This is a genomic window from Pseudomonas sp. B14-6, assembly GCF_013260315.1.
Taxonomy (GTDB): domain Bacteria; phylum Pseudomonadota; class Gammaproteobacteria; order Pseudomonadales; family Pseudomonadaceae; genus Aquipseudomonas; species Aquipseudomonas mandelii.
Genome location: NZ_CP053929.1, coordinates 3,121,702 through 3,141,054, shown reverse-complemented (window position 1 = coordinate 3,141,054; position 19,353 = coordinate 3,121,702). Strand labels below are relative to the sequence as shown.

The 19,353-nt window shown below is 59.4% G+C and carries 10 protein-coding genes; 7 read left to right on the top strand and 3 right to left on the bottom strand.

Annotated features, from left to right (window positions below; translation table 11 throughout):
• Nucleotides 1-235: 235 nt before the first annotated feature.
• The 5 genes from HP062_RS14285 (at nucleotide 236) to HP062_RS14265 (ending at nucleotide 5,899) form a co-directional block, all read left to right on the top strand.
• The gene (locus HP062_RS14285; RefSeq protein WP_010457768.1) at nucleotides 236-727 is read left to right on the top strand and encodes a CS1 type fimbrial major subunit; all 492 of its coding nucleotides are present in this window, start codon (nucleotides 236-238) and stop codon (nucleotides 725-727) included.
• 114 nt (nucleotides 728-841) lie between these two features.
• Nucleotides 842-3,364: a TcfC E-set like domain-containing protein gene (locus tag HP062_RS14280; RefSeq protein ID WP_172791570.1), complete on the top strand. Its 2,523-nt coding sequence runs from the start codon at nucleotides 842-844 to the stop codon at nucleotides 3,362-3,364.
• Nucleotides 3,365-3,402: 38 nt separating this feature from the next.
• Entirely contained in the window at nucleotides 3,403-4,143 is a 741-nt protein-coding gene (locus tag HP062_RS14275; protein ID WP_010457763.1) for a hypothetical protein, read from the top strand.
• 5 nt (nucleotides 4,144-4,148) lie between these two features.
• Entirely contained in the window at nucleotides 4,149-4,637 is a 489-nt protein-coding gene (locus HP062_RS14270; protein WP_042933024.1) for a CS1 type fimbrial major subunit, read from the top strand.
• Nucleotides 4,634-5,899, top strand: coding sequence for a hypothetical protein (locus tag HP062_RS14265; RefSeq protein WP_077749810.1), 1,266 nt, complete (start codon nucleotides 4,634-4,636; stop codon nucleotides 5,897-5,899). The genes HP062_RS14270 and HP062_RS14265 overlap by 4 nt, the downstream gene beginning before the upstream one ends.
• Nucleotides 5,900-5,942: 43 nt before the next feature.
• On the opposite strand, the gene HP062_RS14260 is transcribed toward HP062_RS14265, so the two are convergent.
• Together HP062_RS14260 and HP062_RS14255 are read right to left on the bottom strand one after the other, a co-directional pair.
• On the bottom strand, nucleotides 5,943-11,015 hold the full coding sequence (locus tag HP062_RS14260; protein ID WP_172791569.1) for an NEL-type E3 ubiquitin ligase domain-containing protein: 5,073 nt from the start codon (nucleotides 11,013-11,015) through the stop codon (nucleotides 5,943-5,945).
• Between the two features lie 150 nt (nucleotides 11,016-11,165).
• Nucleotides 11,166-14,282, bottom strand: a complete 3,117-nt coding sequence (locus HP062_RS14255) for a transglycosylase domain-containing protein (RefSeq protein ID WP_154501557.1) — start codon at nucleotides 14,280-14,282, stop codon at nucleotides 11,166-11,168.
• 614 nt (nucleotides 14,283-14,896) lie between these two features.
• Between HP062_RS14255 and HP062_RS14250 the strand changes: the two genes are divergently transcribed.
• On the top strand, nucleotides 14,897-16,318 hold the full coding sequence (locus tag HP062_RS14250; RefSeq protein WP_172791568.1) for an amino acid permease: 1,422 nt from the start codon (nucleotides 14,897-14,899) through the stop codon (nucleotides 16,316-16,318).
• A gap of 110 nt (nucleotides 16,319-16,428) precedes the next feature.
• Here HP062_RS14250 and HP062_RS14245 read toward each other — a convergent pair whose 3' ends face one another.
• Nucleotides 16,429-17,556, bottom strand: coding sequence for an OpgC family protein (locus HP062_RS14245; RefSeq protein WP_172791567.1), 1,128 nt, complete (start codon nucleotides 17,554-17,556; stop codon nucleotides 16,429-16,431).
• Nucleotides 17,557-17,805: 249 nt separating this feature from the next.
• Between HP062_RS14245 and HP062_RS14240 the strand changes: the two genes are divergently transcribed.
• Nucleotides 17,806-19,311 carry a glucosyltransferase domain-containing protein gene (locus tag HP062_RS14240; RefSeq protein ID WP_172791566.1) on the top strand — a complete coding sequence of 502 codons (1,506 nt, stop codon included), beginning with the start codon at nucleotides 17,806-17,808 and terminating at the stop codon, nucleotides 19,309-19,311.
• Nucleotides 19,312-19,353 lie beyond the last annotated feature (42 nt).

Here is a 19,353-nt window from a genome sequence, read left to right as displayed (position 1 = left end):
AGTCTTTCTCTGAGGGTAAAACAATCGAGTTGGCGTTTTTTCAATGTTTTTCCTATTGTTCGAACGCCATTGTTACTACACGTTCTTGGGAAGTTGCGTACTTACTTTTTCAAGGGATTGAACGATCATTCTTCGGCGTCGAAAGTTAAGTGAAATCGCCATCACCGTATGGAGAGATGTCGGCTTTCCAGACTTTCCTCGGCCCAATCCTTTGAAAAAATACAGGTACTCAATAATGTTCAAGACGTTTGCAATCGCCGTTCCCATGACCCTCCTGGCCCTGAGCACTTCGATGGCGTTCGCGGCGGAAGAATCGCGCACCTCCATCAACATTACCGCTGATATTCCGAGCAAGGTCTTCCACGCTCAGCCTGTAGACAAAGACTTCGGGAAAGACGAGAAAATGCAGTATCTCGTCGGCTCCGGCACCCTGACGGAAGTCCGTGGCACCTATGATATTCAACACACCAACGGCTCGGTCGGCGCTTATGTCGTGGGCGGTCCTACTCCGCTGTTCAACGGTAATCCAGCCTTGAACATTCCTCTGACCTATACCTTCAATGGCACGGAGTTGACCGCTGATTCTCAGGAAGTGGTCGGCGACACCGAGTCCAACGGCGGCATGCGCGCCGACCTGGTGATTACGGCAGAGAAGCCGGGCAACAGTCAGGTGGGGATCTACACCGCCAACCCGGTCGTCATCTTTGATGCCATTCCGCGCATCTGAAGCAAACGCGTGCTGTAAGTAAGTTCTGTCTTACTTGGCAACGTTCACCGATCGCCAGGGAGGTTGTGCCTGTCGATCGGGTTTCAACGAATTTATCTTCAGAGTATTTCGTTCATGTTCCCGATGACTCCCATCGCGACGGCGCTTGCCCTATGTTTTTGTGCGACTGCCCTGGCTGCGCCAGCGGACAACGGCCACACACCCCGAAGTCTGCTTGCGCAAGCCAAGGGATTACCGAGCGAGTTCGAAGAGCACTTCTTTGATGTGCCGCTGGCGGTGCGCGTGGAACTTGATCAGCAGTTTCTCGGTGAGGCGATGGTTGTGCTGACCCGCGACGATCGCATCACCCTCGTTGAATTCACCGATGTCAGCAATAGCACGATCAAAGCCAGCGAGCGCGACATCTGGGCCAACTACCTCAAACATGGCGTGGTGCTGGGCGCCTGCCAGGCCAATTGCCCCGAACAACTGCTGGCCGTGCACTACAGCCTGGAAAACTCGCTGGTGTCGATCCTCACGGAAAACGCCGAGCACGATGATCAGGTGCAGCGCTATTACAACCAGCCCGAAGACGGCAGCACCGGGTTGATCGTGCGCAACCAGCTGAACCTCAATGGCGGCCAGAACCAGGACCTCGGTGGTCGATACGGTCTGGAAGCGAGCAGCAGCCTGGGCAACTGGACCCAGGCGGTGAACATGCAGTTGTCCCGCCTGGGCGGTGTGGACAATCAGCTCTATCACGCCGTGCATGAGCTCTTTACCCAGCGCGAACTGGAAGGCAACTTCCTGCGCCTGGGCTTGTTCACGCCCACCTCGGAAGGCCTGACGCGCCAGCCGCGCTCCTTCGGCGCCAGCCCTGACACCGCGCTCGGCGTCATGTACGGCAGCTCCGACAGCCTGGCCATCAATAACCCGAAACCGGCGGTCTACCCGATCTACGTCACGGCCAATCGCCAGGGCTCGGTGGAAATCTATCGCGACGGATTGCTGATCAATACCCAGGCGATACCGGCTGGTTTGCAGACCCTCGATACGCGGCCATTGCCCGGCGGCATCTATGAAGTGGAAGTGCGGCTGATCGAAGACGGCCAGATCACCTCCAGCACGCAGGAGCTGGTCTACAAACCCAACAACTGGCGCAATCATGACGAGCGCTGGCGCTACAACCTGTTTGCCGGGCGTGAATCGAAAATGCTCAGCAACTGGGATGAGCAGGCCGATGGCGACATGACCGCTGGCGCCGCCTTCAACTTCCTGCTGCACCCGCGGGTGATCCTCGGCCTGTCGGGTCGGCAAGTGAAAGACACCCTGCAATACGGCACGTCGGTCGATTGGGCCATCGTCAACAACGCCAGCGTCTTCGCCAACGTCTACAAGACTCAGGACTACGGCACCGGTTTCGACGTGCAGGGGCTTTATTCCTACGGCAGCGGCAGCCTCGTCGCCAGCCATAACCGCAGCTGGCTCGACACCACGCGGCTCTACGACACCTTGCCCGACGGCACGCGCGTGCGGCAGCGCAATGTATTTATCGGCCAGACCAGCAACTCGTCCTTGTCACTCAATCATCGCCTCACCAGCAAAAGTTCGGTCAATGCCCGGGTGTCCCACAGCGAAGGCAACACCGAAGGGGTCGGCGTGGATCTGGGCTGGACTCAACGCACGCAACTGTTCGGCAGCGACGCCAATTGGCGCCTGTCGCTGTTCGACAGGCCGGGCAGCTTCAGTTCGGGCAATGATCGAAATCGCGGCCTTGACCTGAGCGTTAGCGTGGCGCTGGGTGGCCCGGGAGAGCAGCTCTCCGGCAGCATCGGCACCCGCACCGATCGCGATGGCGGGCGTGATAACAATGCCTCGATCACTTACCGCAAAGACTTGCAGGACCACCTGCTGCAAAGCGTTTCCGCCACGGCCATCACCGACACCTATGGCCTCGGTTTGAATGCGCTGGCGACGATGCAATCGGACCGGGTCAACGGCGACGGATTTATCCAGCGCTCGTCCTACAACAACGACCTCACCGGCGGCCTCAACCTCGACAGCACCGTGGCGGTCGGCGGGCAAAAGATGATCGTGACCAGCCAATACCACCGCAATGGCGCGGGCATGATCATCGATGTCGAGTCGGACATCGACGACATCACATTGCGCGCAGACGATCTGAGCGGTGGCAGCGCAGTTCTCAAGCCCGGACGCAATTTTGTGCCGATCACGGCTTACAAAAGCAGCTCCGTCAGTTTCGATTTCGAAGGCAATCACGTGCCTGCCGCGACCATCCAGCCGGCCCGTTCCAGTTATCACCTGAACAAGGGCGGCGTGGACTATCGCCAGATTCGCGTGATGCGAACCCTCACTGTCCTCGGTCGCCTGATCGACCCCCAGGGCAACCCGCTCAAGGGCCATCACATCATCAACCACGCCAGTCGCGGGGTCAGTGAGGTGGACGGCTTCTTCTCCATGGAAATGAACGCCGGTTCACCGACCCTGGAAGTGCGCCACGGCAACCAGTTGCTGTGCCAGTTCCGCCTCGACCCGAGCCGTGGCCACACGGAAAACAACGTGCTGATGATTGGTGATTTGCGTTGCACGCCGGACACGCTGGCGGACCTGACGCTTGAGACGCCGACGGCAGGCTGATGCCCGGCACCCCGCATTTTTTTATGAGGTAAATGACGATGAAACGTCGGTTGGCACTGATTGGTTTTTGTTTGTTCACCCAGACGGCACACGCCGGGCCGAACATCAATATCGGCACGGTCTACGACTACCTGGACGGCGACAAAAGTACCTTTTTGAAACGCGTCTATAACGGCGGCGACAGCACCGCTTTCGTCAAGGTCAACATCCTTGAAATTCTCTACGACGCCGATGGCAAGTCGCGGGAGGTGCCGCTCAAATCCAATGCCGAGGGCAATTCCCGGGATGGCTTGATGGCCAGCCCGGCGCGACTGATCGTGCCCGCCAGTGGCATGCAGGGCACGCGGTTGCTGTACATGGGCGAGCGCGACAAAGAGCGCTATTTTCGTGTGCGTTTCATACCGGTGGTGCCCGAGAAGGAAGACGAATTCGCCGTCTCCGGCGAGGAGCGTGAGCAGTACAGGAAAGCCCTGTCCGCCGGGGTCACGGTGCTGGCCGGGTATGGCGCGGTGTTTTTCGTTCGCCCCAAGGACCCGCGTTACGCCAGCGTGATCGAAAACGAGGCGGCCAGGTACCGGATTCGCAATACCGGCAACACCGTGGTGGTGATCGATGAGTTCAAGGATTGCTCGGTCAAGAACGACCAGGACTGCCAGCCGACCACCAAGCATCATGTTCTGGCCGGCCGCCATTTCGAGTTCGAGAAACAGGCTGGCCGCGAGTACCGCTTCACCCTGGTTGAAGGCGAAAGCCGCAAGAAACTCGATGTGAAGGGCTGATGACTATGTTCAGACAACTGACGGTCCTGATGGTGTCGGCGATGGCCTGCCATGGTGCGTTCGCGGCCCGCGAAGTGCAGCACTTTGAAGTATTCGTGACGATCCCGAGCCAGGCGTTCTACGTCATTCCCGCAGACCCCGGCTGGATTCACCGCGAACAGTCATTGCCATGGAATCTGACGACCTCGACCCTGGGCGGCTTGCGCAAGTATTTCGATGTGAAGAGCGAAGCCGGTTCCATCGAAGCCCGCCTTGAGGGCCGGCCTTACTTGTCTAACGGGACGCAGGCCCATGACATTGGATTGCGCGTGCTGTTCAACGAAAAGTTGTTGAGCGAGGGGGAAAGCCGCGAGGTGGTTTCGCTGGTCGACGCCGCGCAGGGCAAGCGGGTTTTACTGGAAGTGCTGCCTGTGCCACCCGCCGATGGGGTTTACAAACCCGGCAACTATTTTGGAAGCGTCAACATGGTCTTCAACGCGGTGTTGCCCAAATGATGAATTTATTGAATAAGCGATCAGCCCGGACGTTGAAGGGTGCTGCATCGGCCAGCCTGCTGTGTGCGGTGTTTGCCCTGCCCATACAGGCCGCTGTGATGGACATCGAAGCGGTATTCGAGCCGGATTCCTCGAATCCGAATAATAACGTGTTCGTCAACATGACCCCGTCCGAAGGTTTTTGCCGGCAGATTCCACAGGCCTGTGCGCCCTATAAGCTGTTCAGCCTTATTGCGCCTATTTCCTTCACGGCGAATGCGCCAATCCTGGCCAACCATGCGGACCCGCGGCAAGGAGGAATGGCCCGCGTTCCCTCGGACTGGAGAGAGGTGGTGGTCACCCACGAGTCGGGTGATACCGAGGTGCTTTCCATTCGTATCGGCGGGATCGGGCACGAAGCCGCAATTCCCCGCCCTGTCACTGAACTGACCGGAGGAGGTTGGTGGGATGACTTGTGGGTAGGTGGCGGTTGGGCCTATGCGCCTATACCCTGTTCAAGTGTGGGTTGGCACTCGGCAGGGCCCTCGGGCTACAACAGTTTCTGGCGAGTCGCCAGAGGAGTGGGCGTGTGCAGCAAGACGGCGAGGTTCGATATTCCGCTTTCCTTTCGCTACCTGTACTTCGTGTTCGCTTATGAGCTGCGCACGCCTAACCCCCTGACCATGAAGACGGGCAAATACACCGGCACCATGCCGTACACCGTCGGTCCGCGTCAGGACTTCGACATGGGCGATGTCATGATCCCCAGTGACAACCAACTGACCCTCAACTTCTCTCTGGATGTTCGGCACACCCTCAAGGTCGAGATTCCACCCGGTGGCAATCGCGTTGAACTGGTTCCGCAGGGCGGCTGGCAAGCCTGGCTGACCCAAGGGCGCAAGCCCACACGGCTGTTTCGTGATCAGACGTTCAATGTGTCTTCATCGAGTCGCTTCAAGATGAACCTGGACTGCCAGTACAGCACCGATGGCAACCGCTGCTCGGTGCGCGACCCGGCTTCAGGCCATGTCGTGCCGCTCGACGTCAGCGTGACCCTGCCCAATGGCTTGGTGGATGCCACCGATCAACCGGTCAGCCGTCGGCTGTTACGGCGCGACGGCAGTGGTACCGAGCTGTTCCAGCCGCGCTTTTATGTCGATCGCAAACCGGGCACGTTGCACTTCGAGATTGCGCAGGATGAGGTCGAGGAAATGATCAAGCCCGGTGTCGCCAGAACGTACTCGGGCACTGTCACGGTGGTTTGGGATTCGGAAGTGGGTTAAGCGTGACCCCTGATACATCACCCGATGCATCAGGGGTTGCCGATTACGGCTGTGCGTCTTTTTGCAGCGCTGCGCGGGTGAGTTTTCTGCTCAGCTCTTTTTCTTCGTAACCCATGTCGTGCAGCAATTGGCCGTAGACCTCATCGGTCATGTCCTGGTCCGTCAACACCACACTGTCATCGATATTCAGGCGCCGGGCGAGGTCTTGCAGACGCTGTTTGAGGGCGCGTCGTTGTGCAATTTGCTGGCCCTTGGAACTGGCCCAGGTGTGTTGGACTTCGCGTAACTCATCGAGCAAGTCGCTCTTGGTTTCGTAAAACCGGGTATTGCGCCGGAATTCGTTCGGATAAGTGTCCTGCAGGTATTTCTGCCAGAACGGCTGTTCGATCATGTCGTTGACCAACCCATCGCCGGCCTCCATCGACATCACCGTCTCGAAGGCGGTGTCGATGGTTTTGGTGTTCACACCGGCGATGGTGCGAAACAGCATCGTCTCCGATTGCCACGGTAAACCGAGGCGTTGAGCCAGGCCGGTTTCGTAGGCAAGGTACACCTCGACCTCATCCGGATTGCCCGGGCGGCTGCCGAAATCGGCACGGGCAATGTCATCCACGCGCGCGAGGCGAGCGGCACCTCTGGCCAGGTTCACCAGTTTGCTTTCAAGCACGGCGTTGGACGTCGACAAGGCATAGGCTTCGGAGGCGAGCACCTTGATACCCATGTGGTTGAACACCTGGGCCCCGGCATCGGCACAGGTGGTAGGCGCCCTGGCCATTTCGAACAGATCCTTGCGCAGCTCGGTGTCCAGGTCGATGGCTTCAATCATGCGCCATACCCGGCTGCTGAGTTGTTGGCGCAATTCACCACCGGCCTTGTAATCGGCCGAGCGGGTCTGCTTCTGGATCAATGCAAAGAAATCCTTGGCGCCGGGCTCGGTCATCAATTCGTGCCAGGCTTCCTCGCGGAAGGTCCCCAGCCCTGAGACCTCGGCACTCCACCAGACCGAATCGTCTTGCATCGGCCACAGTTCTATCGCGTCACGCGCCGCATCGATGTAGACCTGCTCGGGCGCGAGGCCGACTGACCGTCGATACGCCTTGAAGGTGATCAGGTTGGCGTCCGAGAGCTGCTCTTCGTACAAGCGGGTCCGGGCCAGGAGGAAGGCATCTTCCGAGCCGGGCACGACTTTCGGAATGACCTTGATCGGGTTCTCCTGCAAATCCAGAAAGAAGCCGCGCGGTCGACGTTTGTTGGAGGGCCCGAACAGGCCGTCGGGCCAGGTGGTGGCGCCCGTGTTGCTCAAGCTCAGGATTCTCAGCCTGGGCATGCGTCCGACGTCCGGGAGCAGGCCCAGCTTCGCGTTGTCATCGAGTCTGAGGGTTTCCAGGCGGGTCAGATTTCGCAGTTGCTCGACAGCGGAGGGGGTCAACGTGATGTCGTTGTTCATCAGTCGCAACGTGCGCAGGTGGTGCATCTTGCCGATGGTGTCGGGAAGTCGCGTCAGGCCGCAGCTACGGGCGCTCAGTTGTCGCAGATGAGGGAAGGCGCCCAAGAGGCCGGAGGTGGTTTCGGAAAAGGTCGTGCGGTCCAGATTCAAGGTGCTGATCTGATCGAGGTAGTGTTTGATATCCGGCAGTTCCTTCCACCAGCGTTCGAGGTCGAGCACCTGAAACTCTGTGGACAGGTCCAGCGCATACCCGCCGTCGGCCGTGATGCTGCGTTCACCAAAAACCGTGGGCTTGCGTTTGAAACAGTCGATAAAGCGGTCGGCAATGTGCAACCCGCCACTGTTGACGAACCCGCGCTGATCCGGCCCCCAGTTATCCGGCTGCTGGTAGCGCCAGCGATTCAACAGCACTCGCAGGTCGTCCAGTTCGCGGTCCAGTCGGGTCAGTGTCTGGTGCCCTTGCTCCTGCGAACCGAGGGATCGAACGAAGGTATTGACCTCGCGGTCGTTGAAGTGAGGGTAAATGTCCTGCACCCGTTGGGTGAGCGTGGGGGCGACGGTGGAGAAGCCGGGACCGCGCAACAGGATCATGTCTTCATGGTCAGCCAGCGGACGGATCGGCGGGGCGGCGAGCGCCGTGCGGCGCTGCGCCGGTGTCTCGGTCTTGGCCATCACCCATTGCTTGAAGAAGTCCCCCTGGCCTGGCCGATAACCCAACTGCGCCAGTTTGTTTTTCGGCAGGGCGTTGAGAACGGCTTCGTAAAAGTCAGTGGCGTCGTGCAGTTTTCGGTTGTCACCGTCCCAGACTTCGAACCGGTTGCCATCGTCCTTGACCAGCACCCGGACCATCGACGCGTCTTCGGCCCCTACACGGCTACGCAAGGGACCGGCATCGTTGCCTTCACGAACCTCGATGCGCAATTGCGCGAACGTGTCGGTATGAATCCTCAAGGCGTTCAGCACCAGGCTTTCGGTTTGCGCCACCCACTGCGCGCCGTCCTGGAAGCCTTCATAGGCGTGGTTGGTCCGGGCTTCGAAGGCCGCCTCACGGGCGCGGCTCTTGAGGCTCAAGGGCAGTCGTTGCGTTTGGGTCATGCGCTTGAGGTCGGCAGCGTCGGTGGTGTTCAGCAGCGTCGCGGCGGCACGGGACGGCAACTCGGGAAAGGTGTGGCGCATGAGTCGCAGCGGCGGATCGTCGAACGCCTGGGCCCCTTGGTAAAGCTGATTGATGATGTCTGGGGTCAGCCGATCGGCTTCGTCCGCCAGTCGATTGCGCAAGGCTTGCACCCGTTCACGTTGGGCGGTGGACCGACCGAGCACGGCGTGCAGTTCTTCTTCGTTGAGAAACTCGACAAGGTCTGGCGCAAATTGCTCGCTCATGAGGTTGGACAAACTGGTGGAGAGAGTCTGTTCGGCCGTCGCATCGGCATTGCCGTACTGGCGGAACCGGCCGCTCATGTCGGCGTTTTCGTAGACCTTCAGGGCTTTGTCCGCGGGCCAGCCGTCCAGGTAAGTCGCCAGCGGTTCAAACCAGTAGGAGGAGGGATCCAGAGGCTGGCCTGAACGAATTCGCTCGATGGCCTGGCGGGTCTGGCGCTGGATGTTCAAGCGGGTGAGGCTGTCGTCGAGTAACGGTGGCGGGGCCGTGTTGTCGACGTACATCCGGCGCAGCGCACCGTCGTCGGTACCGCTGGCGATGCGAACGGCTTCGAGTTCCGCGTCGCTGAAGCCCTCCACGGTGTGGCCGAGACGGCGCATCAACGTCGGACGATCCCAGGCTCGCGGGTTCTCGGCTTCATGGGTCCAGGCGCCGAGGCCGTTGTGTTTCAACTCGGGCAGGTAAGCATTGTCGCGATGCGGGTGTTTGACCCGGTAGTTGCCGGTTTGCGGATCCTTTTGCACGGCGTAGTGCTTGTCATCCAGCGGCAGAACCGCCTCGCCCTCGTGAGCGTGCAGCCCCAGCGCGTCAGGTCTGGAGCCCGGCGATAACTGCACATCCGGCCATTCATAAGGTTTGAGGTCGGGGTGCCACAACCGGGATTCGCCATCGGGCAGGGTGACCGGTTTCATGCCTTCGATCAGCGGCGACAGTTTCAGGCGTGCCAGCGCACCGATCTGCGCACCGGCGGCGAACGCTTCCAGCTGAAGAACATCGGTGACCAGGCCGACAATGTGTTCGGTGGCTTCAGTCCACAGTCCCAGGGTCATGTCGACGAGGCCTTCGATGGCGTCGCTGGCCATCTGATAAGCCATGTAGCCCATCATCAGCTGACCCAGTCCGGGCACGAACGGCGTGACGACCATCAGGGCGATGTTGAAGATGTCCGAGACGATTTTCTTGAAGTTCTCCCACCAGGCCCATCGTGCATGGGTATCGGCATCGGCGGTGGACACGGCGATGTGACGGGCGTCATTGAGGACCTTGTTGAGCTTTTGCTCGAACAGGTACTGCCACAGTTCGCCGCTGATCGGTGCGGTGTTGAACTGCAGACGAGGGGCAGTGATAGCCTCTTCGCGCCAGCTCGGCCTCGGGTCAAGCGGCTCTTTGCGATGCCATTTCACTTGGAACAGGCGTTGTTGCAACCCGCCGAAAAAATGCCCCCGATCGGATTGATCGACGAACCGGCTGAAGAATTGCTGGTAGGTCATGCCGGTGGAGGAGATGACAGCGTTGTCGCGCAGCTGACGCGTCAGCTCTTTCATCAGCGCGAGGGTCGAGGGGTACTCTTTCAGCGGGTGCTCGGGGTCTTGTGGGACATACGCGAAGATCGGCACTACCTTATGGACCCGGTTCAGATCCGGCGTAATCAAGACGATGCCGGTCAGCAGGCTGTCGAGCATGGACAGTTTGGCGAACTGCATGATTCGGCCTTTGCGGGTGAGGTTGCGCTGGCCATCGAGCATCATCAGGATCAGGTCACCGGCATCGGCGTCGATGTCGCCCTTCAGGACGGCCAGCCTGGCGGCGGCTTTAAACGCGGCTTTCTCGTTCTCGATGATCTTGTGTTTCAAAACCACTTGGGCGAGGCCATCCCTGGGCCGCAATTGTTCTTCGAGGTATTTCGTGTAGCGCGCGCCAATGTCCAGCGTGCGACACAGGGTCTGGAACTGGGCGATGGACATTTTGCGTTTGATCGCCAGGGTGTCGAAATGCCCGCGGGCATCGGGCTGGCTGATGAAGTTCGAGTCCGCCTCGCAGGTTTCGCGGCTCGCGAAGTTATGCAAGGCCGCGTCCAGCAGCGAAACGGTGCGGGTCACCACGCCGTTGAGATTGCTGGCATACCAGGGGAGCTGTTTGGGTAGATAAAGGTGCAGGTAAGTGGTCTTTACATCGACGTCGACACCGAATTGTTCCAGCAACGCCCTGGTCAGCAACGGCTCGGCGAATTCGTAAATACCTTGGACCTTGTCCATGACCCGGTCGACAGTGTTTTGAGCGGACCAGAGTTCGAGGTTGGCGTGTTGTAGCGGGGAGTGATCGAAACCCTTGGTGTTCTGTACCCAATACCCTGAAGCCGTTTGCGTGAGGCTCAGTTCCCGGATCCGTCGCAGTGACGCGTCCTTGAACGTGGGGTGGATACGGCTTTTGATGAAATCGTAGTGGCGACCTTTATTGTCATCCGCCCCCCGTGTAGGTCGCGCTGATATACGTCCGTGTAAGTCAGTCATGCTTTTAATAAACCTTGAGCGTTAAGTGGAATGACCAGCCTAACGCCCGAGGCTCAAAGTAAAAGCCTGAATTACCGCTGCTTAATCAGTGTCAGCCGCCCATAAACATTGGAATTACCAATGCCGAAAATAGGTAATTACCGCCTTTTTTCAGCGCCGTGCGACCTCCACCGGCAGGCATTGTGTATGCGCACCCGGTTGCAGATAGGGCGTGAGAATCGGTGCCATGCCTTTGAGCACTTGCACGGGCAGCGCCGAGGTGAACTTGAAGGCTTCGGCGGTGCGCCCGGGCACGAAGGCGGTCAACGTACCGAAGTGGCTATCACCGATATAGAACACGAAAGTGGCGGTGCGGTTGATCGACTTCGAACTCAGGATCCGCCCGCCGGAACCAATGGCTTCGATGCGGTTGTCCCCGGTCCCGGTCTTGCCGCCCATCGCCAGGGGTTTGCCATCGGGGGTGATGAAACTGCCGGACACCCGTTTGGCCGTACCGGCATCCACAACCTGCGACAACGCCTCACGCATGGCCGTGGCCACTTCGGACGGCATCACTCGTTTGCCGGCGTCTGGGTCATTGATCAGTTTGGTTTCATACGGGGTGTTCGCCGCGAAGTGCAGGGTGTCGATGCGCAATGTCGGCATGCGCACACCATCGTTGAGGATGGTGCCGATCAACTCGCCCAAGGCGGCCGGGCGATCGCCGGAACTGCCGATGGCGGTGGCCAGCGACGGTACCAGGTGATCGAACGGGTAACCGACTTTCTGCCAGCGCTGATGAATGTCCAGGAACGCTTCGATTTCCAGCATGGTGCGAATACGGCTGTCGCGGGCGCCCTTGTGACGACTCTTGAACAGCCAGCTGTAGACTTCCTGACGCTCGAACTGGCTGGCTTTGACGATCTGGCTCCACTTGGCATCCGGGTTGTTCAGCAGGTAGCCCATGAGCCACAGGTCCAGCGGGTGAACCTTGGCGATGAAACCCTGATCCGGCAAGTCGTAGGCGCCGGGGCTGTAATTTTCGTAGAGCCGTTGCAGGCGTTCGTCGGTGAGTTTTTCGGTGAGCTTGGCGCCTTTGAGGTGCGCGCGCACGAAGGCATTGAAGCTTTCCTGGCTGGCCTGGGGCAGCAAATAGCGGTGCACCGCCGCCAGGCGAATCGGCGTCGGACGCATGCTGTCCAGGAAGGTGTCGAGCCGCGCCTGGGTGTCCTTGTTTTTGTATTTCTTCCAGAACTTGAGCAGGAACGAAGTCCCTTCGCGGTCGGCGAAACTGGCCAGGTATTCCTGACGCCGCGGGTCGCGATCGTCCTTGAGCAATTCGGCGCTGTTGTTGGGGCCGGAGTACGTGGTGTAGCGCACCAGGTCACGCATCAGGCGAATGAACGGCAGGTTGATCGACTCACGCAACGCATCACGCAGGGTCGGAATGCGACCGTTGTCTTCCTTGCGGAAGTTGACGAAGGTGTGCAGCCCGCCGCCGGTGAAAAACGCTTCGCCGGGGCTGGCCGAATATTTACGATCCAGCGCGGCACCGAGCATGGCCGGCAGGTTGCGGTCCTTGTTCTCAATCAGGTAGTCGATGGCCCAGCGACTCAGGCGATCCTGATCCGGGATGTCGACTTTCTTCAGTTCCGGGACGGTCATTTCGGCATATTTATCGTGCAGCTCGGCCATGATTTGCAGGTAGGTGGTGAGCACGCGCATTTTCGCGGTAGAGCCCAGTTCCAGCTTGCTGCCTTCATTGATGTCGAACGGCTGGTCGGTGCTGTCGGTCTGTACCCGCACGCGAGCGCCGTCCGGTGTCAGCTCGAACAACGTGAAGCTGTAGCGCACCTGAGTGGTGCTGGTGGGGGTGAGCAAGCGTTCGCCCATCAGCCCGATTTGTGTGGCGAACGCCGGGTCGGCCAGGCGCTTGAGATACTCGGTAGCCTGGCTTTGCAATTCACCTTGCAGGGTGCTGGTGGCGGAAAGGTCGAGGCGGTCGAGATCGTACAGCGGACGATTGAGCAACCCGCCCAGACGGCTGCGCGCCACGCTGATGCCTTTGTTGGTTTCAATCGGCTGGATGGTCGGCTGGGTCTGCCAGTCGCGGTAGGTCACCTGGCTGGCCAGGGCGGCGGCGGCGAAGGGCGCGTCGATCACGCCATTCGCCGCCAGCAGGCGGATGTGGCTGTCGGTGAGGTCGGCCAGTTCATCATGACCCTTGGTCAGGTAATGAGAAGGGCGGCGCTGGGCGATCATCAGCGAGAGCATTTCACGCAGCGCCAGGCCTTTTTCGGCCATGCTCTTGGGGTCCGTGTCGGTGCTGGCCAGCCGTTCGTTGGCCTTGTTGAAGTCGGCGCCGTACCAGACGCGCAACCCTTCGGCCATGCCATGCACTTCACCGTGTCCCGGTACCGCCGACAGCGGCACGCTATTGAGGTAATCGCGCACCACATTTTGCCGGACCTGCAAGGTTTCCGGCCCCGCTTGATAAGCACGCACGGTGGCGGAAATCATCTGCCGGATCTTTTCCGCGCCTGACACCGTCAGGCCATCGGGCGAGTGCCGGTATTTCTCCAGTTGCGTCGCCAGCGTACTGCCGCCCGCCGACTGCCCTGGTATATGCAGCAGCTTGGCAACCTGGGACCAGATCGCCATGCCGAACCGTGGCCAGTCCACGGCGGGGTTGGCCAGGGGCTGACGAGGATCGAGCAAAAAGCGGTTTTCAATAAACAGCAGGCTGCTGACCACCACGGGCGGAATCGACTCAAAGCTTGAATACAGTTGTTGGGGGTATTTGTACTGGTACAGCGGCGCCGCACGGCAATCGGTGATCGACAGTCCAGCCTGTATTTTCTCCGCGTAAGGCACGAAAAAGCCCTTGTCGGTGTAGTTCATCAGCTTTTCAGAGAAGCGGGTTTGCGACGCAATGACGTAGTCACGCTTGAGCAATCGCGGCAGAAACTCACCCAGCGAGCTGTAGCCCAGACGCAAGTCGAAAGGGCCTGCGCCTGGATAACGAATCGCGTCGCTGGGGCCGGGTTTCATTTCGTAACTCAGGGAGGCGGCGAATTTGCTGACCTCGCGGGATTGAAACTTCGAGGTACGCATTTCCTTGGCAGCGGCAAGCCCCAAGACAATCAGGATAATAATCAGCAACAACCAAAACGCCCCCCAGCCATGCTTTGTGCGACTGCCAGGGGGTTTTTCAGGAATAGGCGCTTCATCCACACGTTCAGTCGGGACCACAGTTTTACTCGTATCGGTTTGCCATAACGCGCCCATAGTCGACTGATCCATTCACGCAGATTGATCTGACTTGTCTGAAGCTTAGTCGGTGGTTGGCGATGGTGAAGAAATTGTGGACGCACAGATCTCAAATATTCCCCATTCCCTGTGGCGAGGGAGCTTGCTCCCGCTGGGCTGCGAAGCAGACCCGAATTTGCCAACTCGGTCCTTTAGTAGAACCGCGATCACAGGTTTTGCGACTGCTGCGCAGCCGAGCGGGAGCAAGCTCCCTCGCCACAGGTAGTGCCTGCCTGAAATGCCCTTCCTAGACACGTCGAATAGCAAATAAGGCCCGGCCAGGGGCATGACGATGCACCAATGCTGTGCAATACTCGGCGGCGTTTCAGTTGGTGAAAGATCCTACAAAAGTCAGGTAATGCCCCTCCGCTAACCGGGCTTTTCCCGAGATTTCTGGCTGAATGTTGTGGTTTATAGAGTGAAAAACCCTGTACGAAGCTTTTTATACTGCACGCCCCGCTGATCTTGCCGGTGTTGTCCTGCAAGACGGGTTTGCTCACGAAGCAGGCCCGGTTTCTCAGAAGCAATGGCTTACCGGTCAGCGCTTTGTTACTCGGTGGTCATATCCAATAACAAGACGAGGTTGTACCCCTATGCCAGTCGGCAATCATCTGCCCCATGGCGAGACCGCTCAGGGCGGCCCGCTTAAACGCGAACTCGGCGAACGGCATATCCGCTTGATGGCGCTCGGAGCGTGTATCGGCGTCGGTCTGTTCCTCGGTTCGGCCAAGGCCATCGAAATGGCCGGCCCCGCCATCATGCTGTCCTACATCATCGGCGGTCTGGCGATCCTGGTGATCATGCGCGCTCTCGGTGAGATGGCCGTGCACAACCCGGTCGCCGGCTCCTTCAGCCGTTACGCTCAAGACTACCTCGGCCCCTTGGCGGGCTTCCTGACAGGCTGGAATTACTGGTTCCTGTGGCTGGTGACCTGTGTCGCGGAAATCACCGCCGTGGCGGTGTACATGGGCGTCTGGTTCCCTGATGTGCCGCGCTGGATCTGGGCACTCGCCGCGTTGATCAGCATGGGTTCGATCAACCTGATCGCGGTGAAAGCCTTCGGTGAATTCGAGTTCTGGTTCGCCCTGATCAAGATCGTCACCATCATTGCGATGGTGATCGGCGGTATCGGCGTGATCGCGTTCGGTTTCGGCAATGACGGCGTGGCGCTGGGGATTTCCAATCTCTGGGCCCACGGCGGCTTCATGCCCAACGGCGTGCAAGGCGTATTGATGTCGCTGCAGATGGTGATGTTCGCCTACCTCGGTGTCGAGATGATCGGCCTGACCGCCGGTGAAGCGAAGAACCCGCAGAAGACCATTCCCAACGCGATCGGCTCGGTGTTCTGGCGGATTCTGCTGTTCTACGTCGGTGCGTTGTTCGTGATCCTGTCGATCTACCCGTGGAACGAAATCGGCACCCAGGGCAGTCCGTTCGTGATGACGTTCGAACGACTGGGGATCAAGACCGCGGCCGGCATCATCAACTTCGTGGTAATCACCGCGGCGCTGTCGTCCTGCAATGGTGGCATCTTCAGCACCGGGCGCATGCTTTACAGCCTGGCGCAGAATGGCCAGGCCCCGGCCGGTTTTGCCACCACGTCGAGCAACGGCGTGCCCCGTCGCGCGTTGCTGTTGTCGATCTTCGTGCTGTTGCTGGGCGTGCTGCTCAACTACATGGTCCCGGAAAAAGTCTTCGTCTGGGTGACGGCGATTGCCACTTTCGGCGCGATCTGGACCTGGGTGATGATCCTGCTGGCCCAGCTCAAGTTCCGCAAAGGCCTGAGTGCCAGCGAACGTGCCGGTCTGAAATACAAGATGTGGCTGTACCCGGTCAGCTCGTACCTGGCGCTGGCGTTCCTGGTGTTGGTGGTCGGCCTGATGGCTTACTTCCCGGAAACCCGCGTGGCGCTGTACGTCGGCCCGGCGTTCCTGGTGCTGCTGACGGTGTTGTTCTACGTGTTCAAGCTGCAACCGACCAATGTGTCGCAAGGTGCGGTGCGTTCGCCTGCGTAAGTCGTAACGCCTGAAACGCAAAAGCCCCGGTCCATTGGCCGGGGCTTTTTATTGGCTGACGAAATCTCCGGTGGCGAGCGAGCTGGCTCGCCACAAAGGCGCGGAGTTTCTTAATGGACGGCGACCGGTTGAATCGGTGCGGTCAGGCGCTTGTTGAAATCCAGCCAAACCCCCAACAACCCCATCAATCCTGCACCCACCAGCGCGGTGAAGATTTGCATGGCAAACGCATCGTCGGTCAGGGCATTGATCATGTCTGCCAGCGGCGCGAGCAACACCCCGAGGCAGAACACTTCCAGCGAATAACGGCCCATGCGACTGCATTGCCGGGCCAGCCAGTTCTGCGTCCAGCCAGTGTCCGGCAACAGTTTCGCCGTGACATACGCCAGCGCCAGGAAGTGCAGCAGTCGCACCGGCGACAGGTCGGTCTTGCTGATCGGGTACAACAGATTGCTCAGTCTGGTTGGTACCATCGCATCATGCAGTTGCGGCCACCGCCACAATACGGTCAGTACACCGGCGACGCCTGCGTATAACGCCGCACTCACAAACAATGGCTGGCGCAGCAACGGGCGCCTGTCGGGCAAGCGTGGGCGCTGCGTGTGAATCGCAGCGGCACCGCCGAGTACGAACAACAGTTGCCAGGCGACGGGGTTGAAGTACCACACGCCGTCCTTGATGGCCGCCAGATTCCAGCCGAACAACGGCACCGTCAGGTACACCGCAAACGACATCGCCACCACCACCCATGGTTTGCGCACAAATATCGGCAGCACCAGCGGCAAACCGGCCAGCAGCACGATGTAGAGCGGTAATGGGTCCATCAGGTTCGGTTTGAAGCGCAACAGCAACTCATCGATCAAGGCTTGCTGCGGATTGCTGATGAAGTGGTGCATGCCCATCTCCTCCACCAGATCTCGGGTCTCCACATGGCTGTTGGCGAAGAACACGATGCCCATCAGCATCGCCAGCAGGAAAATATGCACCACATACAGCACCCAGGCGCGGCGCAGGATTTTCACGCAGGCAATCAGGTAACCGTCGCGGGCCAGGATCTTGCCGTAGGCCAGGACCGCCGCGTAACCGGCGAGAAACACGAAGACTTCGGCGGCATCGCTGAAGCCGACGTTACGCAGAGTGATTTGACCCAGCGGGTTGTGGGGCACGTGATCCCAGAAAATGAAGATCAGCGCCAGGCCTCGGAAAAAGTCGATCCGGTGATCGCGTTCAGTCGTCATGGCTGCGGGCTCTGGAACGGGGTTTGAAGTAGGAGCGCCGGCGACACAAAAGGTTGCGCGCTGCACATTGGCGGCGCGCAGGGTGCAGGGATTCGGCGGCAATTGCAAAGTGCGGATATTACGGAGTGTCTCTGTGCATCGCCGAGGCGACAACCGCCTGTCTAAAAGACACGCAGGTCGGCGATCTCTGACGACCGTCGAGGTTCAAAGCTTTATTGATTGAAGGCGGAATTCCCTTGAGGCGCCGGCATGCAGATCAGCGAATGGCTCGACAAAGAACTCACCGGCCGTCAAGTCTGGTTGTTGTTTCTTTTCGCGACGCTGGTGTACATCCTGCCGCTGATCCTCGCGGATTATCCCTACATCGATGACAACTGGCGTGCCCTGGCCGCGGGTACCGGCTGGGCGGAGGACGGCCGGCTGTTCGCGCAGTGGTTCTACAACCTGCTGACCTTCAGCGGCGCCGCGCCGAACATCTTCCCGCTGCCGCTGTTGATCGCCACGCTGGCGATGAGCTGGGCCCTGACCCGGCTGACGTTTCACTATTTCCCCGAACCGACGTTCGCCCATTGCCTGGTGGTGCTGCCGCTTTGGTACAACCCGTTCTTCCTGCAAAACCTGTCGTACCAATACGACGGACCGAGCATGGCGCTCAGCCTGGTGGCGGTGATCTACGCGATCACCTTCCAAAGCCCTTCTCGCGTTCAGCACCTGCTGATACCGGCCGCGCTGATCGCCTTGGCCATCGGGCTTTATCAGGTCAGCTTTAATGTGTTTCTCGGTCTGTGTTGTATGGAGTTGCTGCGGCGCACGGACGACCCATTGGCATGGCCTGCTTGGTGGCGATTGATCGGCTGCAAAGTTGTACAGGTGGGTCTGGCAGGGTTGATCTATTACGCCACCGCCTATTCCTTCATGACTCAGAAGCGCACCTCATTGTTGAACGGGGCAGCAGCGCCGTTGCAGCAAATTGAAACCAGCGCGGGCTGGGTGCTGGAAAAAATCGTGCTGCTGTTCCATGGCGGCTTTGCCTGGGTATTCGCCGCGCTGTTGCTGTGCGCCCTGTTCGGTGCCGTGCGCGTGGGACAGCGCGTGCTGGAGCGTGCCGGTACTGGGCTGAACAAAACCGTGATCGGCCTGCTGTGCCTGTTGATCTTGCCCGTCCTGATGGTGCTGGTGCCGGGCGTCTCATTGTTTTTCCGCGACTTCAATGAAGGCGCCCGCACCTTGATGGGCTTTGCTGTCGTGCTCGTATTGCTGTTCTACCTGAGCCATCTGGCGCTGGCGTCGGTGCACGGAAAGCTGCCGCTGCTGTTGCTGGTTCCATTGTTGGCGATGCTTTCGCTTTCCTTCGCGTATGGACGGGTGCTGACATTACAAAAAACCTTCGCGACGAATGCGCTGTACGCCTTGAGTGCCGACATTGCTTCGCGCCCGGCGTTGCGCGAAGCCAAGCGCATTTATATGTCGGTGACGTACTCCGATCACTGGCTGTTGGGGGCGGCCGGGTCGTTCAAGCAGATGCCGGTTTTGCATTACTTGTTGAACATCGATTTCTACATGCTCGCTGAAAATCTGCCGAAAACAGGTATCACTAATGTGGTCAGGGAAAAGGAACGGCGTAACGCGACGCTGGTGGGTTATCAGGGGTATCCACCGCTGGTGGACAGTCTGTTTTATCGGATTTATCTGCTGGGGGACTACGGCTTTATTGTCATGAAAGAACCCGCCCGGGTCCGCTCTCTCCAGTGGTGAACCCCGTGACCATTGGTCTGGAATGTCGCGCTACCTGTTAGT